The following is a 25115-nucleotide window of genomic DNA, read 5'->3' as shown; positions in this document are numbered from 1 at the left end:
TCTCCTTGGTGGTTCGGAAGTGCTTTCGACACTGCGTCGACCGGGGAACGACGGATTCGACATCGTGGCGAAAAGAATTTCTCACCCTTCGGCGTCGCGGACCAGCAGGGCGATCTGGACCCGGTTTTCGACGCCGAGCTTGGCAAGCATGCTGCTCGTGTGCGCCTTCACCGTCGCGACGGTGATGTCCAGCTTTCGCGCGACGTCGGTGTTGGACAGCCCCTCGGCGATGGCGTCCGCCGTCTCGCGCTCGCGATCGGTCAGCGTGGCCAGCAGCCCGCGGGCGGTTTCCCGCGACGCCCGGCGCGCGTCGGACGAATACGGTCCGGTGGCCGCGGTGATCAGCCGGGCCGTGGCGGCGGGTGAGAGCGCGGGTTCGCCGGTCGCGACCGTGCGGATGGCCGCGAGGATCCGCGGCGGCGGGGTGTCCTTGAGCAGGAATCCGAGCGCGCCGACGCGCAGCGCGCCCAGCACCATCTCGTCCGAGTCGAACGTGGTGAGCACCAGCACCCGCGGCGGCTCCGGGAGGCCGAGGATCTCCTCGGTCGCGCTCAGCCCGTCGCGGCCGGGCATCCGGACGTCCATCAGGACGACGTCGGGCCGCTGCTCCCCCACCACGCCGACCGCGGCGTCGCCGTCGGCCGCCTCACCGACCACGACGAGGTCCGGTTCGCCGTCGACGATGAGCCGCAGCGCCATCCGCACCAGATGCTCGTCGTCGACCAGTACGACCCGCACCCGCTCGTCGTCCATTCATTCGCTCCCTTCGCGGACCGGCCACGGCAACCGCGCGGCGAGCACGAATCCGCCGCCGGGTTCCGCGTGGTGGTCCAGTTCGCCGCCTGCCAGCCCGACCCGTTCGGCGAGACCCAGCAGGCCGAATCCCGACGCGGGTGGACCCGCGATCGCCCGCGCCGCACCGGAATCCCGGATCGTCGCGCGCAGCCCGTCGCCCGGCCTTCCTTCGACCGTGACGACCACGTCGGCGCCGGGCGCGTGTTTACCCGCGTTGGTCAGCCCTTCCTGCACGATCCGGTAGACGGTCCTCGCGATCGCGTCGGGCGGCTCGCCCTCGGTCGTGAGCTCCATCGTGACGGCCAGCCCCAGCGCCCGCGCGTCCGCGACGAGCGAGGGAAGGTCGGCGAGCGAGGGTTGCGGCGGTTCCAGTCCGTCCGGGTCCGCCCGCAGCACGCCGAGGACGTCCCGCAGTTCCTCCAGGGCCTGATGGGAGCCGTCGGCGATGCCGCGCGCCAGTTCCGCGACCTGCTCGGCGGGCAGATCCGGGCGGTGCCCCAGCACCCCGGCCTGCATCGCGACCAGCGAGACGCGGTGCGCGAGGACGTCGTGCATCTCGCGGGCGATCCGGTGGCGCTCCACGATCCGGGCCTCGGCCGCCCGCGCGGCCTGCTCCCGTTCCGCGCTCTCGACCCGTTCCCGCAGGGAGCGCACCTCCTCCCGGCGCGCCCCGATCGCGGCACCCACGGCCACCACGATGCCCACCAGCAAGGTCGGGAGGCTGATCAGCAGCCACAGCGGCCCCGGCGTCTCGCGCGCCGGGTACAGGTCGACGACCAGGATCGCCGTGACCACGGACAACACCGCCGCGACCGCCGTTTCGGCCGGTCGCCGCCGGGTGGCCAGCGAACAGAGCGCCAGCAGCGACGCGCCACTGGCCAGCACCGACGCCGTCGAAGCGAGGATGACCGCGATGGCGATCACCACCGGGAAACGGCGGCGCCACAGCAGCGCGATCAGGCAGACGAGCGCGATCAGCGGATCGCCGGTGATCATCCACTCGACCCTCGGCCCCGACGCGCCCACCGGCAGTTGCGCCGCCGTGATGATCCAGAGCAGCACACCCAGCGCCGCCGCGGCGAGCAGACGCCAGGCCTCTCCCCACGGCCGGAGGGGCGGCTGGGCGCCGGCGTCGGTGATCACCGGCCCATCATGGTCGACCGGCCCGCGGCGGCGCAGCCGGACACGGGACGATTCCGGCCCCGACCTCGGTCGCGACGGGGATCGACTTTGGTCGGACACGACGTGCGACGCGCCGCCGATGCGCGCCGGGTTCCGCGCGGGCGATGCTGGGGTCCGACCGTGGAACCAGGAGGTGGGAAGCATGACCAAGGGCGGCTATCTGGGGCTGCAGATCTTCGGGATGGTGGCCGTCGCCGTCTTCGCGCAGGCCGCCATCCGCAGCCTTTTCGATCATTCCGCGACCCAGTTGTGGGGCGCGTTCGACTGGGTACCCGGTGAGTGGGGCGGCAGGTTGATCGTGTTCCTGCTGCTCGCGGCCACCGGAACGGTGCTGGCGGGCTGGGCGCATGATCGCGCCAAGCGAGCGGACCGCTAGGCCGACGCCGTTCCGCTAGTATCCCCAGCCGGGCGTTTTCCGTCTACATCGGACGGAAAACGCGGGGCTGGTCGATCGCGGGAGAGTGCATGGCGGACGGAGTTGGCTCGCTTGCGGGGTGGTCGGCCGATCCCACCGAAGTGACCAGCTACGTGGGCCGGGACGCCGAGACCGGCGAGGCGAGGCGCCTGCTGGAGGCATCGTCGCTGGTCACGCTGACGGGGCCGGGCGGGGTGGGCAAGACCAGGCTGGCCTGGCGCATCGCGGCGGCCCACCGGGAGGCCACCGCCGACGAGGTCGCGTTCGTCTCGCTGGCCGAACTGCGGGAACCCGCGCTGCTGGTGCCGACGGTGGCGAACGTGCTCGGGTTCGGCGACCGCTCGGCGAAACCGGCCATCGACGTCGTCGTCGAAGCCCTGCAGGCGAGCCGTCTGCTGCTCGTGCTCGACAACTGCGAGCATCTGGTCGACAGCTGCGCCTGGTTCGCCGACACCGTGGTCAGGGCCTGTCCCCAGGTGACCGTGCTGGCCACGAGCAGGCAGTCGCTCGGCGTGGCGGGCGAGCGTGTCCTGCCGGTGCCGCCGCTGGCGATCCCGGAACAGGGCGACTCCTTCGAGCGCGTGATGAACGACGATTCCGTGCGCCTGTTCGTCGATCGCGCGACCGCGGTCGCGCCGTCGTTCCGGCTCACCGAGGAGGACATCGAGCCGCTCATCCGGCTGTGCCGCAGGCTCGACGGCCTGCCGCTGGCCATCGAACTGGCGGCCGTCCGCGCGCGGGCGTTGTCCGTGCGCCAGCTGGCCGACCGCCTCGACCGGCAGTTCTCGGTGCTGACGAAGGACCGGCGGGGGCGGCCGGAGCGGCACGAGACCATGCGAGCCCTGATCGACTGGAGCCACGACCTGTGCACCGGGCCCGAACGGCTGCTGTGGGCCCGCGCGTCGGTGTTCTCGGGCAGTTTCGACCTCGACGCCGCCGAGCAGGTCTGCAGCGGTGGCGAACTGCCGCGCGACCACGTCCTCGAAGTCGTCGACGGGCTGCTCGACAAGTCCATCCTGCTGCGCGAGGAATACCCCGGCGGGGTGCGGTACCGCATGCTGGAATCGGTGCGCGAGTACGGCGTCGACCGGCTCAGCGAGACGGGCGGGACGGCGGAGTTCCGGAAACGGCACCGGGACTGGTTCGCCGAACTCGCCGGCCGCTACGCCACCGAATGGCTGGAGACCGATCAGCTCGGCTGGATCGGACGGCTGCGGCGCGAACACGCGAACCTGCGCGTCGCCCTCGACTACTGCACGGGCACCCCCGAGGACGCGGTCGTCGGGCTGCGGATGCTGCGCGACGTCAAGGAGTTCTGGATCGTCCGCGGGCTCAACACCGAAGGCCGGATGTGGGTCCGGCGCCTCGACGAGGCCGCGGCACCGGGCGTTCCGGAGCGGGCGCACGGGCTGTGGCTCTCCGGTTTCCTGGCGGTGGTGCAGGGCGACATGTCCGCCCACCGGTGCATGCTGGAGCGGGCGGCCGCCGAAGCCGAGGCGAGCGGCGACGAACTCGCCGCCGCGTACGTGCTCCACGTCCGCGCCTACGCCGCGCTGATCGGCAACGACATGGCCGAGGCGTCACGCCTGTTCGGCACGGCCATCGACCTGTTCCGCGCGCACGGCGACGAGGGCGGGGACCTCTGGGCGAGTTACAACCACGGACTCGCCGTCTGGCTGAACGGCGACATCGACCGCGGCCGGTCGGTGCTCGCGGAAGCCGTCGAGCGCTGCGAGCGGCGCGGTGAGGTCTTCTGGCGTGGCTGGGCACTGTGGTCGCGTGCCGCCGCCGAATACCTGCAAGGGGACATCGCCGTCGCCGAACGCTGCTGCGAGCAGATCCTGCGCCTGCACGAGCGGGTGGACGACCGCGTCGTCGTCGGGTTCACGCTCACCGTCATGGCGGGCTGCGCGGCCCGGACCAAACGCCCCAACCGGGCGGCGATCCTGCAGGGCGCCTCGATGAACGTCTGGCGCACGGTCGGCGCCTGGCCGACGCGGTACGCGGCGTTCACCGAACCGCTGCTCGCCGACACCGACACCGTGACGACCGCGCTGGGCTGGGAGGTCGCGGTCAAGGAATTCGCCGACGGCGCCGCGATGCCCACCCGCGACGCCATCGCGTACGCCCTCGAAGAACGCACCCCCGGCCCGCGGAAACAGACCGCGCAGGTGCTCACCAAACGGGAGACCGAGATCGCGCACGTGATCGCCGAGGGCCTGACGAACCAGGAGATCGCCGACCGGCTCGGCATCGCCCGGCGCACGGTGGACACCCATATCGACCACATCCTCACCAAACTCGGCTACTCGAACCGCGTCCAGGTCGCCACCTGGGTGACCCGGTCCGCGGATCCCGCCTGACGCTCACGCCACCTTCATCGGGGCGGCCTGCCGGGCCGGTTCAGGCGTGAGCAGGTCCGCGCGCAGGGCGATCCGCAGGTCCAGGCGGGACTGCGGGTCGTCGAGCCGGGCACCGAACAGGACCCGCAGGCGGCGCATGCGATTCCGGACCGTCTGCGGGTGCACGCCGAGGTTGTTCGCGATCTCCGGCGCCCCGCCGCGGGCGGAGAGCATGGCGTCGAGCGTTTCGGCGAGTTTGGTGCGCTCGTTGGCAGGCAGGTCGGCGATCGGCGCCAGGCTGCGGGTCACCAGCGCGGTGGTGAGCACCTCGTCCGCGAACAGCCAGTGCGTGGTGAGGTGATCCGACCAGCGCACGAGCGGGCCGTCCTCGATCACCTCACGGCGGACCAGTTCCAGCGTCCGGCGCGCCCAGCGCAGGGACACCGCGGCGTCGGCGGGGGCCACGGCGGGCCCGACCGCCGCCCGCGTCCCCGCCAGGACGCCGCCGATCTCGACGTCGTCGGGCACGAGCAGAAGCGGGTACTCGCCGGCGAGGTCGGCCAGGACCTCCGGACCGAACGAGGCGCGGACGGCGCCGGGCTCGGCGGCGACGGCCACCACCCGCGCGGGCGGCACCCAGCCCGCCTCGGCCGCGAGTCCCGCCCATTTCGTCGGCGGACGGCCGCTCAGAATCTCTTTCAGCAGGTCACGGCGCAGCTCGGCGACCGAGGGCGTGTGCGCGGCGCGGTAGGCCGCGGTGGACAGCCGGATCAGGACGTCGGAGCAGCGGAGCAGCGCCTCCACCCCGGTGTCCATCAGGCCGGCCCCGGCCCCGGGCTGCCGCGACAACGACGCCAGCGCGGGAAGCGCGCCGCGGCCCGCCGAGTGGTAGGCCCGGGAGAGCCGGTCCAGCTCCTTGCCCGCCGCGTACTCGGCGACGCCGACCTGGCGGAAGGCGTCCGCGCCCGCCGCGATGCCGAGATTCATCCCGTCGCGCTCGAGTACCGAGGCGACGAACTCCGTGGCACGCGCGTCGAACAGCGGCGCGTGTTCGGGCAGCGAATGCCGGATCCCGTCCACGACCACGCGGGCGATCACGAGGGCGGCGGAGCGGGCTGGGGCGTAGGACGCGGTCATCGTCGACCTCCGGAGCAGCGGGAATCGTCGGGTCGCCGAGTCTGCTACTCCGGAGTAGCAGGGCACATCGGGTGAATTACGTACTCGGGCCCGGCGGGCCTACGCATCACCCGTTCGTGAAGGCTTCCTGCGCCGGAGCGCACTTCACCGTTGAACACAGAACGTGATCCATCTGAAGCAGCCAGCTATCCATCTGAACGTAACACCCCGTGGCGATCGAGCGACTGGCAACTAGCTCGAGTCGATGCTTCAGGGGAGATCCAGTGCAGGCCAACACACTGACGCCGCAGAAACTGTTCGAACCGCAGGTTCGCTACGTGATCCCGGTGTTCCAGCGGCCCTATGTGTGGGAAATCGAAAAGCAGTGGGAGCCGCTGTGGGCAGACGTCCGGGCGGTCGCTGAAGAACTTCTTGAGGCCGAGGACCTCGCTCGCCACCCCGAGGTGCCCGCGCATTTCTTGGGAGCGGTCGTCCTCGACCAGCAGCCAAATCCCGCTGGATACATCCAGGTGCGGCACGTTATCGATGGCCAGCAGCGCTTGATCACCCTGCAACTGCTGCTCAACGCAGTACGTCAGGTCGCCGAGAAGTATGGCCGTTCACGCGACGCGGCCTTGCTCAAAGCCCTCGTCCGCAATCCCGAGCACATCATCGAGGAGGACGACGAGCTACTGAAGGTATGGCCGATCTTGGCCGACCGAGCACCGTTCCAGGACGCCATGGATGACGATCCGGCGAACGACTCCGGCGAACATCGGGTGAGCCAAGCGATCGTCTTCTTGCGCGAGCGTATTCGGAACTGGGCCCTCGAACGCGGCGAGGACGAAGCCAGTGATCGACTGAGGTCGCTCACCACCACGCTGGCGCGGCATCTCAAGCTCGTCGTGATCGATCTCGAACCTGGAGACAATGCCCAAGCGATCTTCGAGGCACTCAATGACCGTGGCAGTCCGCTCCTAGCGGCAGACTTGGTGAAGAATGCCGTTTTCCAGGCGGCCGAACGACAGCATTTGGACACGGAGCAACTCGACCGGGACTACTGGGAGGCCGTATCCGGAGACTTTTGGCGTAAGGAGCTCCGTCAAGGCCGCCTGAACAGGCCACGGATCGATGTCTTCCTCAACTACTGGCTCACGATGCGGCGAGCACACCTGGTTCCCTCGGATCGGATCTTCGCGGACTTCCGAGATCACGTCCTCGCACCGGCGGAGGATGTGCGGACAGTTCTCGCGGAACTGAAGAGCGATGCTCAGTGTTACCGGCAACTCGACAACCTTGCACCGTACTCGACACCCGGCACTTTTCATTACCGGGTAATCGAAGTGATGGACATCGCCGCCACGATGCCCTTGCTTCTCTGGCTCCTGCGACCGGCCTCGTCAGTGCCTCCGCCAGCGCGCGACCAGGCACTGAAGGCCGTCGAAAGTTGGCTGGTCAGGCGCATGCTGTGCCGCACGACCCTGGCCGACACCAACAGTGTCGTCGTCGAGCTCATCAAACATCTGGAGCTCCAAGAACCGCACGACATCGGAAACGCGACCGAGAGGTTCCTAGCCGAGCAGACCGGCGACTCGCGGCGATGGCCGCTCGATGTCGAGGTGATCGACAGCCTGCGGAGGATTCGGTTTTACTCCGTGATGATCCCCCGGCGACGTGGGCGCATGATCCTGGAGGCTCTGGAAGACAGCTACCGGTCTCCCAAGAGCGAGGACGCGCACTGTCCACGAGCCAGCCTCACTATCGAACACATCATGCCTGTCAGCTGGGAGAAGCACTGGAGCGCCGGACTGGCCAACGACGCGGACAGCCGACTGCGCCGCGACCATCGCGTACAAAAGCTCGGAAATCTCACTCTGCTCACAAGTCGGTTGAACCCTGCCCTTTCGAACAGCGGTTGGTCGGGCAACGAGCAGCACCAAGGCAAGCGGGAGGGCATCGCCGAGCACAGCGTGCTGATGCTCAACAAGCAACTCCTCGCCGATCAGGTTCATTGGACCGAGGAAGACATCGAGGAACGCTCTCACGCCCTCGCTTCCCGGATCGCGAAACAAGTCTGGACACGCCCCGTGTAGCGCGACTCTGTCCGTCCCATGAAGGAATTGGGACGTTCAGTGTCCCAATTCCTTCATGGACACGTACGAACCCGCTGGTCACCTCACTCGCACACGGCTCCATGCGCCGCGCTCCGCACGACCTTGGCGTACTTGCCGAGCACCCCGCGCGTGTACGCGGGCGCCTTGGGAGTCCAGCCCTCCTTGCGCGCCTCGATGTCGTCGATCTCGACCTCCAGCGTCCGGTTCGCGACGTCGAGCGTGATCGGGTCCCCGTCGCGCACGAAGGCGATCGGCCCGGCATCGACGGCTTCCGGGGCGATGTGGCCGACGCAGAGCCCCGTCGTGCCGCCGCTGAACCGGCCGTCGGTGATGAGCAGGACGTCCTTGCCGAGTCCGGCGCCCTTGATCGCGCCGGTGATGGCGAGCATCTCCCGCATCCCCGGGCCGCCCTTGGGGCCTTCGTAGCGGATGACGACGACGTCCCCGGCGACGATCCGGCCCTCGGCGAGCGCGTCGAGGGCGGCCCGCTCGCCGTCGAAGACCCGCGCGGTACCGGTGAACGTCGATTCGTCGAAGCCCGCCGACTTCACGACCGCGCCTTCGGGTGCCAGCGAGCCCTTGAGGATGGTCAGCCCGCCGGTCTTGTGGATCGGGCGGTCGAGCGGGCGGATGATCTCGCCGTCGACCCCGGCGGGCGCGATGCCTTCGAGGTTCTCGGCCATCGTCTTCCCGGTCACGGTGAGCACGTCGCCGTGCATGAGCCCGGCGTCGAGCAGCGCCTTCATCACCACGGGGATGCCGCCGACCTTGTCGACGTCGTTCATCACGTACTTCCCGAACGGTTTGAGGTCGCCGAGGTGCGGGACCTTGTCGCCGATCCGGTTGAAGTCGTCGATGCGCAGATCGACCTCCGCCTCGCGCGCGATCGCCAGCAGGTGCAGGACGGCGTTGGTCGAACCGCCCAGCGCCATCACGACGGCGATGGCGTTCTCGAACGCTTCCATGGTCATGATCTGCCGCGCGGTGATGCCTTGACGAAGCATGCCGACGACGGCTTCCCCCGAACGGTGCGCGAACCCGTCACGACGACGGTCGACCGCGGGCGGGGCGGCCGATCCGGGCAGCGACATGCCGAGCGCTTCGGCGACCGACGCCATCGTGTTGGCGGTGTACATGCCGCCGCAGGCGCCTTCGCCGGGGCAGATCGCACGCTCGATCTTGTCCACTTCGGCACGGCTGATCTTTCCCGCCAGGCACGCGCCGACGGCTTCGAACGCGTCGATGATCGTGACGTCCTGGCCGTCCACCTGACCGGGCATGATCGAGCCCGCGTAAAGGAAGACGGAAGCGAGGTCGAGCCGGGCCGCGGCCATGAGCATGCCCGGCAAGGACTTGTCACAGCCGGCCAGCAGCACGGAGCCGTCCAGCCGTTCGGCCATCATCACCGTCTCGACGGAGTCGGCGATCACCTCGCGGGACACCAGCGAGAAGTGCATTCCCTCGTGCCCCATGGAAATACCGTCGGACACCGAGATCGTGCCGAACTCCAGCGGGTAGCCGCCCGCCGCGTGCACGCCGTTCTTGACCGCCTTGGCCAGCCGGTCGAGCGACAGGTTGCACGGGGTGATCTCGTTCCACGACGACGCCACCCCGATCTGCGGTTTGGCGAAGTCGTCGTCGCCCATCCCGACCGCGCGGAGCATCCCGCGGGCCGCCGCGCGCTCCAAGCCGTCGGTCACGTCGCGCGAACGAGGTTTCAAATCCGGCTGGTCTTGCGGCATCGGGGGCACCTTCCTTCGTGGCGGGACACCGGGCACGCTGCCAACCCCGCGCGCCCGGCGCAACTCATCGCTCCGTGGCCTGCCCGCGGTGCAGCGCCACCCGCGTGATCGCGTGATGCTCCACGCCGAGCACCTCGGCCGTCCAGCCGGAGACCACCACCCGGTCGCCCGGCTTCTCCGGGATCCGGCCGAGGATCACGAGGATCAGCCCGGCGATGGTCGCGTACTCCCCCGGCGGCGCGTCGCGCAGTTCGACCCCGACGTCGACGAGGTCGTGCACCGGGAAGGTGCCGGGCAGGACCAGGGAACCGTCCTTGCCGTCGCGCACGGCCAGCACGTCGCGGTCGGTCTCGTCGTAGATCTCGCCGACGATCTCCTCCAGCAGATCCTCCAGCGTGACCATGCCCGCGACGGCACCGTGCTCGTCGACCACCAGCGCCATCTGCTCCCGTTCGGCCTTGAAACTCCGGATGGCGTCCGACACCCGCAACGAATCGGGGAACACCACCGCCGGCCGGACGACTTCGGCGAGGTCTTCGTGGTCGCCGAGCAGGTCGCGCAACCGCACGACACCGACGACGTCGTCCAGATGGCCGCCGCGGGCGACCGGCGCCCGGGAGTGGCCGGATTCGGCCAGCTGCCTGCGTGCCGAGAGCAGGTCCTGCTCGGCGGCCAGGGTCAGCACCGCCCGGCGGGGCACGAGCACTTCCCGCAGCCGTCGTTCGTGGATCTCCAAGGCGCCGTTGATGATCATGCGCTGTTCGGCGTTCAGGCCGCGTTGCGCGGACACCAGCTCCCGGAGCTCTTCGGGCGACATCTGGTCCGGATCGGCTTCCGCGCGGCCGCCCAGTGCCCGCACGACGAAGTTCGTCGACACGCTCAGCGCCCACACCACGGGCCGCGAGATCGCCGACAGCAGGTTCAGCGGCCGCGCCACCAGCAACGCCCACCGCAGCGCGTTCTGCATGGCCAGCCGTTTCGGGGCCAGTTCGCCGAGCACCAGGGTCAGGAACGTGAGGACCATCGTCACCAGCGCGACGGCCACCGCGCCGGCGGCGTTGCCGAGGAAACCCAGCAGTGGCACCAGAGGCTGAGCGAGGGACACCGCCGCCGTCGCCGAGGCGAGGAACCCGGCGAGCGTGATGCCGATCTGGATCGTCGCCAGGAAGCGATTCGGGTCGCGCGCCAGCCGCACCAGCGTGCGGGCGGCCGCGCGGCCGTCGCGTTCCAACGCCCGCAGCTGCCCTTCGCGCAACGAGATCAGCGCCATCTCGCTGCCCGCGAACACCGCGTTGAGCACCACCAGCACCGCGACCAGCGCGATGTCGAACCCGTAGCCGCCCACAAGCACTCCCCGGCCCACCCGAAGTGCAGAACATTACCGAGCGGGAAGCGGGTCCGCAGATATCGCGGCCGCTCGCTACTGACACGTCGTTCCGCTACCTTCGAAGGGAACCCGCACGGACGGAGTCCTGATGTTCGCACTCAAGACCGCCCCCGCCCGGACCTTCCGGCACAAGGCGGAGGCGATCGCCAAACCGGTCACCCGCTGGAGCATCGGCCACGCCATCCCCCGGGTCGCCCTGCGGGCCGCGGCGCGGCGAGGCGACCTCCAGGGCAGGCTGTCCGTCGAGGCGAGCGGCGGAGCGGATCTGACCGGTCTGTTCGACGAGATCCGCTCGCACGGCGCCATCGCCACCACCCGGGTCGGGCATGTCACCACCCGGCATTCGGCGTGCAAGGAGATCCTGGGCAGCGACGCGTTCAAGACCGTGCGGTTCGTCCCGGACAACCCGCTGCTCAACCGGCTCGTCGCCTGGTCGTCGTCCGGTCTGATCCATCCGATCGAGCCGCCCTCGCTGCTCGCCAGCGAACCGCCCGACCACACGCGCTACCGGAAGCTCGTCACCCGTGTCTTCACCGCCCGCGCGGTGGAGCAACTGCGCGAGCGCACGCAGGCGATCACCGACGAACTGCTCGACGGCCTCGACCCGACGAGCCCGGTCGATCTCATCGAGCAGTACTGCGGGCTCCTGCCCGTGACCGTGATCAGTCAGATCCTCGGCGTGCCGCCGGAAGAGCGCGACAAGGTGCTCGCGCTGGGCGGAGCCGCGGCGCCGAGCCTCGACCTCGGCCTGCCCTGGCGGACGTTCCGGACGGTGGAAGCGACGCTGGCGGAATTCGACTCGTGGCTCACCGTGCATCTGGAGAAGCTGCGGGCGAATCCCGGCGACAACCTGCTCAGCAAGCTGATCGCCGCGCGCGAGGACGGCGTCGGCCTGACCGAGCGGGAACTCAAGGCCACCGCGGGGCTGGTGCTGGCGGCCGGCTTCGAAACGACCGTCAACCTCCTCGGCAACGGCATCGCGCTGCTCACCCGGCATCCGGACGAACTCGAGAAACTGCGGGCGGATCCGGACCTGTGGAGCAACGCCGTCGACGAGGTCCTCCGCTACGACCCGCCGGTCCTGCTCACCGGCAGGCTGGCCGCGAAGGACACCGAGATCGGCGGGACCCCCATCGCCCGCGGGGCGATCGTCAGCACCGTGCTCGCGGGCGCCAACCGGGACCCGGAGATCTTCGGCGACCCGGCCGTCTTCGACGTCGCCCGGGCGAACGCGCGTGACCACGTGTCGTTCGGCGCCGGGCGGCACTACTGCCTCGGCGCCTCGCTGGCGCGGATGGAAGGCGAGATCGGGCTGCGGTCGATCTTCGAGCGCTTCCCCGACCTGCGGCTGCTGAGTGGCGGCCGGCGGCGGGAGACCCGGATCCTGCGGGGCTTCGAAACGCTTCCGGCCGCGCTCATCTGAACCCGTCTTCGCGGGGTGGCGAACCCGGTGGTCCGGCACCCCGCGAAGGTCGGATCACGCGTCGGAGTTGTAGTACGCGTTGCAGGTGTCCCTACTGGAACCGATCACTTCGGCCTTGGCCCACTGCCCGCGATTCGCGGTTTTCTTGCTTTGCCTGGAGCCCAGAATGGCGGTCGCGCTGTGCCGCTTGGTGGGGTGCAGATAGTGCGAGTAACACTTCTTCTGCCCGCTGCCCGCCGATTCGGTCCCGTAACACCACGTGCCGCCGCTGATGTTCTGGCAGGCGAACGGCACCGAGTCGCTCAGCGCCACGGAAACGCTCACGCTCTCCGTCGGAGCCGCCGAGGCCATCGGCGCCGCCCCGAACAGACCCGCCACCATCAAACCCGATCCCAGTAATGCTCCCGTCACAATTCTCATGATCATCCCTCGCCATCGAATCGAATACATGGGAAGAAGACAGCCAGTAAGGCGATTTACCCCCACTCGCGAATTCGACGCCAATACTATGACGGCTCACCGAGAAGGGGAAAGCGTCTTCATCCTGCTGCAAACACGCTGATCGGCGACCAATTCCCCGCGCGTCACGGCGCGACGACGGTGGCAACGATCATGTTTTCCGCAGTAGCGTCGTAGGCGGGGGGAGGAAAAGGGAATGCTGCGAATCCATTTCACACTCGCGGACCTGGCCCGTATCCGGATAGCGCGACGCCCGGATCCGTTGTGGGAGGTCCTCATGAGTGTGTATTTACTGCGTAAACCCCGGACCGAGGTCGTGCTGGGTGGCTGGAGAAGCCAGACCAAGCGGCGGCTGACGCCGTCCACCCGGCCGTTGCTGGATCTGGTTCCCGCGTCAGGCTCCTCGCCCGACTTCCTGACCCCGCCTGGCGGGGGCACCTTGTGCGAGGGCATCGACACCCTGCTGAGCACGCCACGTTCCCGGCTGGCGGCCGACTTCGCGCACCTGGCGGAGGAGCGGCCGCTCCCTTCCTGGACCGTCGACCTCGCCGAAGGGCGGCCACCCGCGTTGCGCATGGTCGCCAACGCCCTGCGGGAGTACTTCCACACCTGCCTCGCCCCGCACTGGGACGCGGTCGCCACCACCGTGCACCACGATCACACCCGCCGCGCCGAACTCATGGCCGATCAAGGCATCGACGCCGTCCTGAGCACCCTGAGCCCAGCGGCGACATGGCGTTTTCCCGTGCTGAGCATCGATTATCTCTTCGACCACGACGTTCGTCTCGACGGAAGAGGCCTGCTGCTGCAGCCGGTGGTCTTCGGCCGCGGCCCCAACCCCACCACGCTCATCGACCCGGCACTTCCGCCCGTGCTGGTCTATTCGGTGCCGCTCGCCCCCGACGTCATCACCCCGGTGGAACCGGGTCGCCGACGCGCCGGCGATCCGATCGTCGCCCTGCTCGGCACCACCCGCACCCGTATCCTGCGCGCTCTCGACAGCACCGGCGCCACCACCACCGAACTCGCCCGCCGGGCCGCCACACCACTGCCCACCGCCAGCCGCCACGCCACCGCGCTCCGCGACGCCAACCTGATCACCAGTCGCCGCCACAAGAACATGGTGATCCACGCGATCACCCCGCTCGGCACCGCGTTACTCCACGGACGGCAACCGCACTTGAACTGACGAGCGCCGAGCCCGGCCTGATCACGAGATCGCGGGCATTTTTACCGAACCGGCACGGAAAACCGGCCAGTAACCTCACGCCGGTGAAGACGAACCGTGAAGGCAAGGAAGCCCCGGAGCTCCCCACCTTCACGGTCATCGGCTGCCTCCTGGGCTTCTTCATGACGGTACTGGTCCTGATCGGCCCGGCCCTGCTCTGGATCAGCACCCGCTTCGATCCCGGCGACGACGACGGCCTGGTCGTCGTCGCCATGGGCGCCGTGTTCACCCTCGGCGGGGCGGGCACCGTCGGCTCGCACCTATGGCAGAACGCCAAGGCCAGGGAGGCCCATCGCGGACTGGACCGGAAAGGTGTCCGCGCGACCGCCGAAGTCGTTTCCAGCAAGCGGATCTGGGTCGGCGAGGTGAGCACGCCCGCGGACGACGTCGACCTCGTCGTGACCGGTCCGGGCGTGGCTCCGTTCAGTGCGCGTGTGCTCACCGAGGACGTCGGCCGCTACGAAACGGGCACGGTGGTACCCGTCGACGTGGACCCGGGAACCCTCCTGTTCCGCCTCGCCGACTGACCTCGCCGCGATCATTGCCCGGCAGCATCGTATCGCTTATCGTATATGAAATTCACCCCCCGATGCTGCGAGGTGACCCCCGTGACCACCGCCACCGCCGACCCGACCACCACCACGGTCGCGCGAGATTTCACCGATTTCCGCACGGTGGTGTCACAATCCTTCGTGCCGCTGCACGTGACGAGCGAGCACCGCGACCACTTCCGCGGCCGCATCCGTTCGTGCGGAGCCGACGACGTGCAGCTGACCGAGGTGACCGCGTCGGCGCACGTGGTCGAGCGGACCCCCGAGCTCATCGCGAGGGCGGACAGGCACTACTACAAACTGAGCCTGATCCTGTCCGGCACCGGCCTGCTCGTGCAGGACAACCGCGAGGCGATGCTGCGTCCCGGCGACGTGGCGTTGTACGACACGCACCGGCCGTACACCCTCGCGTTCGAAGAGGATTTCCGCACGCTCGTGGTGATGTTCCCGCAGCGGCTCATCGATCTCCCCCGCGACCTGGTCGGCCAGCTGACCGCGGTGCCGATGTCGGGCAAGCGGGGCATGGGCAACGTGGTGGTGCCCTTCCTCGCGCAGCTCGGCAGCAATCTCGACCAGCTCGGCGGGCCGGCGGGCGTCCGGCTCGCGCATACCGCGGTCGATCTGCTCGCCACCCTGTTCGCCAGCGAGCTCGACCTCGCCCGCACGAGCGCCGGGCCGCATCACGAACTGATGCGCCGGGTCCTCGCCTACATCGACGCGAACCTCTCCTCCACCGACCTGGGTCCGGCGCAGATCGCCGCCGAGCACTACATCTCCACCCGGCATCTGCACGGCCTCTTCCACGAGCAGGGCACCACCGTCTCGGGCTGGATCCGCACCCGCCGCCTCGAACACTGCCGCCGTGAATTGCTCGACCCCGTGCACACTTCGCGGCCCGTCGCGGCCATCGCGGCGAAGTGGGGTTTCGTCGACGCGCCGCATTTCAGCCGGGTGTTCAAGACGGAATTCGGCTGCTCGCCGAGCGAACTGCGACGCGGCTTGACCGTGAGCGATCGGTTGTTGCCGCCCAGCGCGTGACAGCTGGCCCTTCCCGGGCGGTCGCCTCGACGATGACCGCATGCCCGAAGCACCCGAGGAACAGTGGCGTACCTATGACGAGTTCGCCGCCGGAATAGCCACCTACCGCCTGCCGAACGCGGACCTGTCGGGACGCGAGCTCACCGTCACGCTCGACGACGGGAAGACGCTCGCGCTGCGGTTCGAAGACGCTGAAACCGTCACCTGCAACGGCATCAAGGATCCGTACGACGCGGTCGCCGTCCGGGAAGACGTCTTCTTCGTCAATCTCCCACACACCAGCGTCGAAGGGGAAGCGCTCACCGTCGTCTTCTCCACCACGACGCACCGCGCGCTCGCCGTGCGCTCGGTCATCGGTGCCGAGGATGTCGAAGGCGTTCCCCGTGTCTCCCAGACGTTCTGGTCCGGCACGACCGACGCGGGCACGCCGTCCGGCGAGGTCCCCGGCCCGTCGCGCGACCTGATCGGCAAGCGCAACGTCTACCGCTACAGCCCGGAACACCTCTACGAGCACGTGTACGTGTCCTCGCAACGCTATGCCTGGCAATGCCTCGAAGGCGTGCAGCGCGGCCACGGGGACATGGACCTGTCGACGGTGTGGAAGTTCCAGGACGGGCTCTACCTGTTCTGCTTCCGCGAATTCCGCATCGCCGTGGCCAGCGTGTGGTTGCACGACCTCGGCTACGCGCTGAAGACCACCGGCGTCTTCCTCGGCCTGACCGGCGACGGCCGGTCGGAACACTCCCGCGCGGGCGGGCACATCTACCCACTCGGCGCCGTCGCCTATCCCGACGCGCAACCGGTTTAAGGAGTCTCAGTGTCCAATCTAGACATCATCGCCGCGCACTACGCCGCGAGCGACCGGGGCGATCTGGCGGGCATGCTGGCCCCGCTCGGCCCGGAGACCACCTGGACGGAGGCGGCCGGTTTCCCTTACGCCGGCACGTACACCGGCCCGGAAGAGGTGCGGGACAACGTCTTCGGCGCCATCGCGAAGGACTGGGACGGCTACACCTTCACCCTCGGCGACCTTCTCGACGCCGGTGACACGGTGATCGGTCTCGGGACCTACCAGGCCAAGCACCGCGAGACCGGCCGCTCGTTCACCGCCCGTGTCGCGCACGTGTGGCGGTTCGACGGCGGCAAGGTCACCTCGTTCGAGCAGATCGTCGACTCGGTGCCCGTGGTCGAAGCCATGGAGAACCGGTGAAACCCGCGCGGCGCCTCGTCGCCCTCGCCTCGGCCGTCCTGCTCGCGACGGCCGGGTGCGCCGGATCCGACAGCGGTGCGAGCGGGCCGATCGTGGTCGGTTCGGTCAACGCGCTGAGCGGCGCGGCGACGTTCCCCGAGGCCTCGCAAGCGGCCAAGGCGGTTTTCGACGCGGCCAACGCGAGCGGCGGCGTGAACGGCAGGCAGATCCAGTACAAGGCCCTCGACGACAAGGGTGACCCGGCGGCCGCGGCGGCCGCGGCCCGCGAGGTCGTCGGACGCGACGAGGCGGTGGCGCTCGTCGGCTCGTCCAGCCTCATCGAGTGCGAGATCAACAACAAGTACTACGAACAGCAGAAGATCCTGTCCATGCAGGGCATCGGCGTGGACCCGGCGTGTTTCTCCAGCCCGAACATCGCCCCGGTCAACGTCGGCCCGTACCACGACATGACGCTGACCCTGCTCTACGGCTCGGAAACGCTGAAGCTGAACGACATCTGCGCGCTGCTGGAGATCGCGGGCAACACGCTGCCGTCCTACCAGGCGGCGATCGACGAATGGTCGGCCATCACCGGCAAGAAGCTCAAGTACCTCGACGCGACCGTGCCCTACGGCGGTTCCGACTACACCTCCTACATCGTCAAGGCGCGCAACGCGGGCTGCAAGGCGATCACGGTGAACCCGGTCGAACCGGATTCCATCGGGCAGCTGAAGGCCGCCGCGGCGCAGGGCTGGAACGACGTCACGTGGCTGCTGCTCACCAGCGTCTACAGCGAGAACTACGCCAAGGCCATCACCAACGCCGGTGCCGGGGTGTACGTACCGGCCGAGTTCTACCCGTTCACCGACGCGACCAGCCCGCAGAACAAGGACTGGCGCGAGCTGATGACCAAGAACAACATCCCGCTGACCTCGTTCAGCCAGGGCGGTTATCTGGCGGCGAAGTACTTCCTCGACGTCGTCCGCGGCATCCAGGGCGACATCACCCGTGAATCGGTGACCAAGGCCCTGCGCGAGATGAAACCGATCACCGATCCGATGGTCGGCACGCCGTACGTCTTCGGCCCCGGCCAGACGCATCACGACAACACCGCGGGCTGGCCGATCAAACTCGCGTCCGGCACCAACAAATGGGAGCTCGTCGCGAACGACTGGCTGCGGATTCCGAAGAAGTAACGGGAGGATTCGATGCTGCAGGGAGCGCTGGCAGGCCTGGCCGCCGGCGGACTGTACGCGGTGTTGGCGGTGTGCCTGACGCTGATGTCGCGCCTGGTGCGGGTGGTGAACTTCGCCCAGTCGGCCACCGGGATGTTCGGTTGCTACGTGGCGGTGTTCCTGTCCGTCGATCTCGGCCTGCCGATATGGCTCGCCACCGGCGCGGGGATCCTGCTCGGCGGGCTGCTCAGCGCGCTGCTGGGCTGGATCGTGTCCACCTGGCTCGCCGAGGCGGACACCGGCACCCGCTCGGCGGTCACCGTGGCGGTGCTGCTCCTGCTGATCTCGTTGTCGTTCATCCTGTTCGGCAACAAACCGCAGCCGTTCCACCCGATCCTGGACGGTCCGGCGGTCACCGTCGGCGGCGTGGTGATCAGCCAGGTCACCGTGGTCACCGTCGCGCTGGCGGTGCTGGTGGCGGTGGCCAGCCGAATCGTGCTGAGCCGGACGCCCGCCGGTGTCCAGCTCAGGGCGCTGTCGGAACGCCCGACGACGGCGGAACTGCTGGGCATCCCGGCGAAACGGCTCAGCGTCGCGGTCTGGGCGGTCACCGGGGTGGTCAGCACGCTGGTCATCTCGATCGTGGCGCCGTCGCAGTCCAACGACGCGACGTCGCTGGCGATGCTGGTGGTCCCCGCGGCCGCGGCGGCCCTGCTCGGCGGATTCCGCCGTCTCGACCTCGCCGTCGCGGGCGGCCTCGGCCTCGGCCTGATCCAGGGCGCGGCCGCGCAGGTCGACGGCCTTTCGGTGGTGCGGTACTTCCTGCCGTTCGCAGTGATCGTCGCGCTGCTGCTGTGGTCGCAGCGCAAGGAGGTGTGGGATGCGGCTCGCTGAACGCGGGATCCCGTTCGTGGTCGCCATCGTGGCGATCGCGGTCGGGTACGGCCTGAGCGTCGGGCTCGACGGGTATTTCGTCTACCTCGGCATGAGCGCCGTCGTCGCCGGGATCTCGTTGCTCGGGCTGGGCGTGGTCACCGGCAGCGCGGGCATGATCTCCCTGTGCCAGCTGACCTTCGGCGCCGTCGGTGCCTGGACGGTGTCGGCGTTGAACGAGGCGCAGGCACCCGGCGGATTCCTCACCTGGCTGGTGCTGGGCGGTCTCGCCGCCGGGGCGGTCGGGGTGCTCGTCGGGCTCCCGGCGTTGCGGCTGCGTGGGATCAACCTCGCCGTCGTCACGCTGGGGCTCGCCGCGGCGGCGGACCTCGCGCTCGTCCAGTTGCAGTTCCCCGGTGTGTCCGCCGGGATCTCGGTCGAACGACCGGAAGCCTTCTCCGACGACCGGTCGTACTTCCAGCTCGCCGTCGTGGTCCTGGTGCTGTGCTGCCTCGCCGTGTACTTCCTGCGCCGCGGGCGCTGGGGCAGCGCCTGGCAGGCGGTTGCGTTCTCCGAACGCGGCACGGCGGCCGCCGGGACGAGCGTGCGGACGTCGAAGCTGACCGCGTTCGCCGTGAGCGCCACCCTCGGCGGGATCAGCGGCGGCCTGCTCACCGGACAGGTCGGCATCGCCTTCCCGGCCAGTTTCACCGCGATCCAGTCACTGGCGCTGTACGTGCTGGCGATCATGTCGGGCGCGCATCTGATCGACATGGCCGTGTTCGGCGCGATCCTGTGGGTCGGGGTGCCGGAACTGCTCAAACGCTGGGGAATCCCGCAGGACTGGGGTTTCGTGGTGTTCGGCGTGCTCGGGGTCCAGGCGCTGGCCAGTGGCGGGAACCTGGGCACCACGGTGCGGCAGGTCTGGTACCGAAGGTCCAAAAAGGAACCGGCGAAACTCGATCTCGCCGCCGGCGCGGGCGACGTCGAACCGGTCTCCCCCGGCCCGCCGGTGCTGACCGTCCGCGGCCTGAGCGTGAACTTCGGGCACGTCGCCGCACTGTCCTCAGTGGACATCTCGGTGCCGGAGCACGGCGTGCTCGGCGTCATCGGGCCGAACGGCGCGGGCAAGTCGACGCTGGTCGACGCGATCAGCGGATTCCTGCCGAACGCCGAGGGCGCCGTCGAACTCGGTGGCCGTCCGCTGACCGGATCGCCGTCGAACCGGGCCCGCGCCGGGCTGCGCCGGACGTTCCAGCAGGACCGCGTCCCGCCGGGACTGACGGTCGGGGCGTACCTGAAGTTCCTCGCCAGGCGGCGGCTCACCGCCGACGAGATCGGTGACGCGCTGGATTTCTTCGGCTGCCCCACCGCCCGCACCCCACTGTCTCAAGTGGACGTCGGCGCGCGCAGGCTGGTCGAGGTCGTCGGGCATCTGCTGGCCCGGCCGCGTGTCCTGCTGCTCGACGAGCCCGCCGCGGGCCTTCCGCACGAGGAGCACGTCGCGTTCGGGGAACGGCTGCGGCAGGTTCCCGCGCGGTTCGGGGTTTCGGTCCTGCTCATCGAGCACGATCTGGACCTGGTGCGCTCGGTCTGCGACACGATCACCGTCCTCGATTTCGGCCGGGTGCTCGCCTCCGGCCCGCAGGCCGAAGTGCTCGCCGATCCCGCCGTGCTCAAGGCGTACATGGGTGAAACGGAGATGCTGTGAACGCTTTGCGGATAGCGGGGCTGACGGTCACCCGCGGTGCGGGGCCGGTGATCCGCGACGTCGACCTGACCCTGGAGCCGGGCCGGATCACCGCGCTCGTCGGCCCCAACGGTGCCGGGAAGACCAGCCTGCTGGAGGCCGTCTCCGGCGTGGTGCCCGCCGCGTCGGGGACCGTCCACATCGGATCCGACGAGATCACGAAACAGTCCCGGGTGGCCCGCGCGCGGCGGGGTCTGGCGCATATCGAGCAAGGTCGTGCGGTGTTCGGCGGCCTGACGGTGCTGGAGAACCTGATGCTGACCGCGCGCACCCGCGCGCGGGCGGACGAACTGATCGAGGCGTTCCCCGAACTGGAGAAACGCCGCGACTCGCCGGCCGCGCTGCTCAGCGGCGGCGAACAGCAGATGGTGGTGCTGGCCCGCGCGTTCGCCGCTCGGCCGTCGTTCCTGCTGATCGACGAGATGTCGCTGGGCCTCGCGCCCGTGGTGTTCACCCGGCTGCTGCCGATGGTGACCCGGTTCGCCGAGGAGGGCGCGGCGATCCTGCTGGTCGAGCAGTTCACGCATCTGGCCCTCGGCGTGGCGAGCGACGCCTTGGTGGTGTCTTCGGGGCGGGTCACTTATGCGGGTCCGGCGCAGGGGCTGCTGGACTCGCCCGGCACCCTGCATTCGGCCTACCTCGGGGAATCCTGACCGTTCGCGGCTGCCCGGATGTCATGAAAGGGCCGTTCAGGACACATTTCGTCCTGAACGGCCCTTTCATGACATCCGGTACCGGGCGTTCACCCACCCCACGCGCGTGAAGGCCTCCTTCCCTCGGCTGAGCCGAGGGAAGGAGGCCTTCACGCGCAAAACCCCGCTAAGAACCCATCCCCGCCCGTTCGAAAGCCAGCGTCGGCAGATCCACCGCATGCGCACCGCCGTCCGCCACGATCACCGCACCGGTGATGTACGACGACTCCGAAGACCCCAGGAACCGCACGATCGACGCGATCTCCTCCGGTTCGGCGGGACGGCGCAGCGGGACCTCGGCGGTGACGCGCCGGTAGCCCTCGGCGTGCCCGCCGTCGAAGCCCGCGGCCTCCGCGAACTGGTCCATCTCGCCGTCCGCCATCGGCGTGCGCACCCAGCCGGGGCAGACCGCGTTCGCACGGACGCCCTTCGGCCCGTAGTCGCGCGCGATCGAGCGCGTCAGCCCGATCAGCGCGTGCTTCGCGACGGTGTAGCCGGCGACGTTCGGCCCGGCGAACAGGCCGGCCAGCGACGACACGACGACGACCTGGCCGCCGGTTTCGATCAGCGACGGCAGCGTGGCCCGGCAGAACACGAAGGCACTCGACAGGTTCGAGCGCAGCGCCAGTTCCCATTCCTCGTCACCGGTGTCGACCACCGAGGACAGCCCGTGCCCGCCGGCGTTGGCCACCACGACGTCCAGCCTGCCGAACTTGCCGACGATCTCCGCCACGGCGTTCTCGGCGGCTTCGCGATCGCTGGCGTCGCACGAGATGACGTGCGCGCCGGTTTCCGCCGCCACCTTCTCCAACGGTTCGAGCCGCCGTCCGAGCACCACCACCTGGGCGCCCTCGTCGGCGTACCGGCGGGCGACAGCGGCGCCGATTCCGGTACCGCCACCCGTGATCGCGACAACCTTCTTCACTTGCGGAGTCCTTTCTAAGCGGGAAAACCGGAGCGGGCCGAGACGCCGAAGTCGGCGAGCACGGCCTGGCCGTTGACCGCCCGCGAACGCGCGGACGCGAGATGGAGCACCTGCCAGGCGACTTCTTCCGGAGCCTGCACCGGGAACGCGGGATCGTCGAGCACCTCGCCGAGATCGCCGCGCGCCATCGGGGTGTCGACCACCGACGGGCACACGCAGTTCACCCGGACGCCGGGGAGATCGACCGCGAGAGCCCTGGTCATCGCGACCACGGCCCCTTTCGACGCGCAGTACGGGACCATGCCGGGCGCGCTGGTGAACGCCGAGTCGCTGGCCAGCAGCACGACCGAGCCACCCGACGCGGTGAGCCAGGGCGCGGCGTGCTTGACCAGCAGGAACTGGCCGGTGACGTTGACGGCCAAGAGCGCGGCGAAGTCCGCGGCGGAGGTCTCCGTGACCGGCGTCCCGACCGGACCGGAGATCCCGGCGCAGCCGACGACGACGTCGAGCCCACCGAAGCGGCTCGCCACGGTGTCGATCGCGGCGGCCACCGACGGCTCGTCGGTCACGTCGGCCTCGAGCCCCAGGAGACCGTCGGCCAGGGTGGGCACGGGTGCCCGGTCGAGGGCGCCGACCCGCGCGCCCTCGGCGAGGAATGCCTGGACGCAGGCAAGGCCGATACCGGATGCCGCGCCGGTCACCAGCACGGCCTTGCCCGCGAGATCCAGTCCCATGCCGTCATCCTCCGGTCCGGACCTTTCACGGAGCTTGGCCGTCAGTGCATCCTTCTTGTCGGCAGCCGCATGACGGTCTTTCCAGCCGGGGACGGACCGGCAAGACTGCGAAGCATGACCAGGCCGCATCCACTCGACCCGCTGACCGCCGACGAACTCTCCGCAGGCCGAGCGATCCTGACCGCCGAAGGCCTGCTCACCGCCACCACGCGGTTCCCGGCCGTGCTGCCGGTGGAGCCGGAGAAGGGCGACGCCGCCCCCGATCGCCGCGTCCGGTACACGCTGCTGGACACCGCGACCGGTGAGGCCCGCGACGTGGTCGTCTCGCTGGCGAAACGCGAAGTGGTCTCCACCGAGGACTGCGGTCCCGGCCAGCCCGCGTACCTGTTCGAGGAGTACGACCTCGCCGCGTCGATCACCAAGGCGTCGCCGGAATGGCAGGCCGCCATGGAACGACGCGGGCTCGCCGACCGGATCGAACACGCCTTCTGCGCCCCACTGGCGCCCGGGTTCTTCGGCAGGCCGGACGAGACCGGCCGGGTCATCCGCTCGCTGACCTTCCTGCGTGACGACGCGTCCGACAGCCCGTGGGCGCATCCGGTGGAAGGCCTGATCGTCCACATCAACCTGACCGAGCAGCGGGTCATCCGCGTCGAGGACGAGGGCGACGTGCCCGTGCCGCCGGAGCACGGCCGCTACGGCGACGTCCCGGCCAGGACCACGCTCAAGCCGATCGAGATCACCCAGCCGGAGGGTCCGAGCTTCACCGTCGACGGCAACGAGGTCACCTGGGAGGGCTGGAAACTCCGCGTCGGCTTCAACGCCCGCGAAGGCTTGACACTGCACGAAATCGGCTTCCAGGGCCGGTCGGTGCTGCACCGCGCGTCGGTACCGGAGATGGTGGTGCCCTACGGCGACACCGCGCCCGGCCGGTTCTGGATCAGCTACTTCGACGCGGGCGAGTACCTGCTCGGCAAGAACGGCAACGACCTGCGGCTGGGCTGCGACTGCCTCGGCGTCATCCACTACTTCCCCGCGTTCGTCGCCGACGACCACGGCCACCCGGTCGAGATCCCGCGCGCGATCTGCATGCACGAGGAGGACTACGGGATCCTGTGGAAGCACACGGATCTCGACGGCCGCGCCGAGGTCCGCCGCTCGCGGCGGCTGGTGATCTCGTCGATCTCCACCATCGGCAACTACGACTACGGCTTCTTCTGGTACCTCTACCTCGACGGCACCGTGGAACTGGAGGCGAAGGCCACCGGCATCGTGTTCGCCGGCGCCGCGCATCCCGGCACGGATCACCCGCACGCCAACGAAATCGCGCCCGGCCTGTTCGCGCCGGTGCACCAGCACCTGTTCTGCGCGCGGCTCGACGTGGCGATCGACGGCGAACGCAACTCGCTCGTCGAGGTCGACGTCGAACGCGTCCCCATGGGCGAGCAGAACCCGTACGGGAACGCGTTCACCTGGAAGGAAACCCCGCTGCGGACCGAACAGGAGGCGCAGCGGTTCGCGGATCCGGCCAAGGCACGCGTGTGGGAGATCCGCAGCTCGGAGCGGACCAACCGCCTCGGCTCCCCCACGGCGTACCAGCTCGTGCCGCGGCCGTCCGCGACCTTGATGGCGCAGCCGGAATCGACCGTCCACCAGCGGGCGACGTTCGCCACCCGTCACCTGTGGGCGACGCCGTACCGCGCCGACGAACGCTTCCCGGCGGGCGACCGCCCGAACGCGCATCCGGGCGGCGCGGGGCTGCCCGCCTGGACCGCCGCCGACCGCGACCTCACCGACACCGATCTCGTGCTGTGGCACGTGTTCGGCCCGACCCACATCCCGCGTCCGGAGGACTGGCCGGTCATGCCGGTCGACTACTCCGGTTTCTCCTTGCGCCCCTACGGCTTCCTGGACCGAAACCCGGCCCTCGACCTGCCTTCCGGCGCCTCCGCTGATCACTGTTCCGCCCACGAGCACTAGGACTT

At 69.5% G+C, this 25115-nt stretch carries 22 protein-coding genes; 14 read left to right on the top strand and 8 right to left on the bottom strand.

Annotated elements, in window-relative coordinates; translation table 11 throughout:
- Positions 1–81: 81 nt before the first annotated feature.
- The gene (locus ED92_RS12195; RefSeq protein ID WP_037337045.1) at positions 82–753 is read right to left on the bottom strand and encodes a response regulator transcription factor; all 672 of its coding nucleotides are present in this window, start codon (positions 751–753) and stop codon (positions 82–84) included.
- Positions 754–1938, bottom strand: a complete 1185-nt coding sequence (locus ED92_RS12190) for a sensor histidine kinase (protein WP_037337042.1) — start codon at positions 1936–1938, stop codon at positions 754–756.
- A gap of 181 nt (positions 1939–2119) precedes the next feature.
- On the opposite strand from ED92_RS12190, the gene ED92_RS12185 reads away from it, so the two are divergent.
- Together ED92_RS12185 and ED92_RS12180 are read left to right on the top strand one after the other, a co-directional pair.
- Positions 2120–2353, top strand: a complete 234-nt coding sequence (locus tag ED92_RS12185) for a hypothetical protein (protein ID WP_037337039.1) — start codon at positions 2120–2122, stop codon at positions 2351–2353.
- Positions 2354–2442: 89 nt separating this feature from the next.
- Positions 2443–4755 (top strand): LuxR C-terminal-related transcriptional regulator, encoded by a 2313-nt coding sequence (locus ED92_RS12180; RefSeq protein WP_037337036.1) that lies wholly within the window; start codon positions 2443–2445, stop codon positions 4753–4755.
- Positions 4756–4758: 3 nt separating this feature from the next.
- Here the strand turns inward: ED92_RS12180 and ED92_RS12175 are convergent, their stop codons facing one another.
- Positions 4759–5871: a helix-turn-helix domain-containing protein gene (locus ED92_RS12175; protein WP_037337033.1), complete on the bottom strand. Its 1113-nt coding sequence runs from the start codon at positions 5869–5871 to the stop codon at positions 4759–4761.
- A gap of 263 nt (positions 5872–6134) precedes the next feature.
- Here ED92_RS12175 and ED92_RS12170 point away from each other — a divergent pair, with 263 nt between their 5' ends.
- Positions 6135–7943 (top strand): DUF262 domain-containing protein, encoded by a 1809-nt coding sequence (locus ED92_RS12170; RefSeq protein ID WP_037337030.1) that lies wholly within the window; start codon positions 6135–6137, stop codon positions 7941–7943.
- 83 nt (positions 7944–8026) lie between these two features.
- Here the strand turns inward: ED92_RS12170 and ilvD are convergent, their stop codons facing one another.
- Positions 8027–9706, bottom strand: a complete 1680-nt coding sequence (gene ilvD / locus ED92_RS12165; RefSeq protein ID WP_037337027.1) for a dihydroxy-acid dehydratase — start codon at positions 9704–9706, stop codon at positions 8027–8029.
- 64 nt (positions 9707–9770) lie between these two features.
- Positions 9771–11051 carry a hemolysin family protein gene (locus tag ED92_RS12160; protein ID WP_037337025.1) on the bottom strand — a complete coding sequence of 427 codons (1281 nt, stop codon included), beginning with the start codon at positions 11049–11051 and terminating at the stop codon, positions 9771–9773.
- A 130-nt stretch (positions 11052–11181) separates the two neighbouring features.
- Here ED92_RS12160 and ED92_RS12155 point away from each other — a divergent pair, with 130 nt between their 5' ends.
- The gene (locus ED92_RS12155; RefSeq protein WP_052120492.1) at positions 11182–12516 is read left to right on the top strand and encodes a cytochrome P450; all 1335 of its coding nucleotides are present in this window, start codon (positions 11182–11184) and stop codon (positions 12514–12516) included.
- 54 nt (positions 12517–12570) lie between these two features.
- On the opposite strand, the gene ED92_RS12150 is transcribed toward ED92_RS12155, so the two are convergent.
- Positions 12571–12840 (bottom strand): lactococcin 972 family bacteriocin, encoded by a 270-nt coding sequence (locus ED92_RS12150; protein WP_200882696.1) that lies wholly within the window; start codon positions 12838–12840, stop codon positions 12571–12573.
- Between the two features lie 412 nt (positions 12841–13252).
- Between ED92_RS12150 and ED92_RS12145 the strand changes: the two genes are divergently transcribed.
- The 9 genes from ED92_RS12145 (at position 13253) to ED92_RS12105 (ending at position 21432) form a co-directional block, all read left to right on the top strand.
- Positions 13253–14164, top strand: a complete 912-nt coding sequence (locus ED92_RS12145; RefSeq protein WP_161791103.1) for a winged helix-turn-helix domain-containing protein — start codon at positions 13253–13255, stop codon at positions 14162–14164.
- Between the two features lie 83 nt (positions 14165–14247).
- A complete protein-coding gene (locus ED92_RS12140) occupies positions 14248–14730 on the top strand; it encodes a hypothetical protein (RefSeq protein WP_037337019.1) in 483 nt (160 codons plus the stop codon).
- Between the two features lie 81 nt (positions 14731–14811).
- Complete coding sequence (locus ED92_RS12135) at positions 14812–15792, top strand: helix-turn-helix domain-containing protein (protein ID WP_037337016.1); 981 nt, start codon at positions 14812–14814, stop codon at positions 15790–15792.
- Positions 15793–15832: 40 nt separating this feature from the next.
- On the top strand, positions 15833–16600 hold the full coding sequence (locus tag ED92_RS12130) for a MoaF C-terminal domain-containing protein (RefSeq protein WP_037337013.1): 768 nt from the start codon (positions 15833–15835) through the stop codon (positions 16598–16600).
- A 9-nt stretch (positions 16601–16609) separates the two neighbouring features.
- Complete coding sequence (locus tag ED92_RS12125) at positions 16610–17002, top strand: nuclear transport factor 2 family protein (RefSeq protein WP_037337010.1); 393 nt, start codon at positions 16610–16612, stop codon at positions 17000–17002.
- Positions 16999–18177, top strand: a complete 1179-nt coding sequence (locus ED92_RS12120; protein WP_016333941.1) for an ABC transporter substrate-binding protein — start codon at positions 16999–17001, stop codon at positions 18175–18177. The genes ED92_RS12125 and ED92_RS12120 overlap by 4 nt, the downstream gene beginning before the upstream one ends.
- Positions 18178–18189: 12 nt before the next feature.
- A complete protein-coding gene (locus ED92_RS12115; protein ID WP_037337007.1) occupies positions 18190–19050 on the top strand; it encodes an inner-membrane translocator in 861 nt (286 codons plus the stop codon).
- The gene (locus ED92_RS12110) at positions 19037–20740 is read left to right on the top strand and encodes an ATP-binding cassette domain-containing protein (RefSeq protein ID WP_037337005.1); all 1704 of its coding nucleotides are present in this window, start codon (positions 19037–19039) and stop codon (positions 20738–20740) included. The genes ED92_RS12115 and ED92_RS12110 overlap by 14 nt, the downstream gene beginning before the upstream one ends.
- Complete coding sequence (locus ED92_RS12105; RefSeq protein WP_037337002.1) at positions 20737–21432, top strand: ABC transporter ATP-binding protein; 696 nt, start codon at positions 20737–20739, stop codon at positions 21430–21432. The genes ED92_RS12110 and ED92_RS12105 overlap by 4 nt, the downstream gene beginning before the upstream one ends.
- Positions 21433–21598: 166 nt before the next feature.
- Here the strand turns inward: ED92_RS12105 and ED92_RS12100 are convergent, their stop codons facing one another.
- Together ED92_RS12100 and ED92_RS12095 are read right to left on the bottom strand one after the other, a co-directional pair.
- A complete protein-coding gene (locus ED92_RS12100; RefSeq protein WP_037337000.1) occupies positions 21599–22396 on the bottom strand; it encodes an SDR family NAD(P)-dependent oxidoreductase in 798 nt (265 codons plus the stop codon).
- A gap of 14 nt (positions 22397–22410) precedes the next feature.
- Positions 22411–23130: an SDR family NAD(P)-dependent oxidoreductase gene (locus ED92_RS12095; RefSeq protein WP_037336998.1), complete on the bottom strand. Its 720-nt coding sequence runs from the start codon at positions 23128–23130 to the stop codon at positions 22411–22413.
- A gap of 114 nt (positions 23131–23244) precedes the next feature.
- Here ED92_RS12095 and ED92_RS12090 point away from each other — a divergent pair, with 114 nt between their 5' ends.
- Positions 23245–25110: a primary-amine oxidase gene (locus ED92_RS12090; protein ID WP_037336996.1), complete on the top strand. Its 1866-nt coding sequence runs from the start codon at positions 23245–23247 to the stop codon at positions 25108–25110.
- Positions 25111–25115 lie beyond the last annotated feature (5 nt).

Origin of the sequence: Amycolatopsis sp. MJM2582 (assembly GCF_000754115.1) — a bacterium.
GTDB lineage: Bacteria > Actinomycetota > Actinomycetes > Mycobacteriales > Pseudonocardiaceae > Amycolatopsis > Amycolatopsis japonica.
This window is presented reverse-complemented; position numbering and strand designations above follow the sequence as displayed.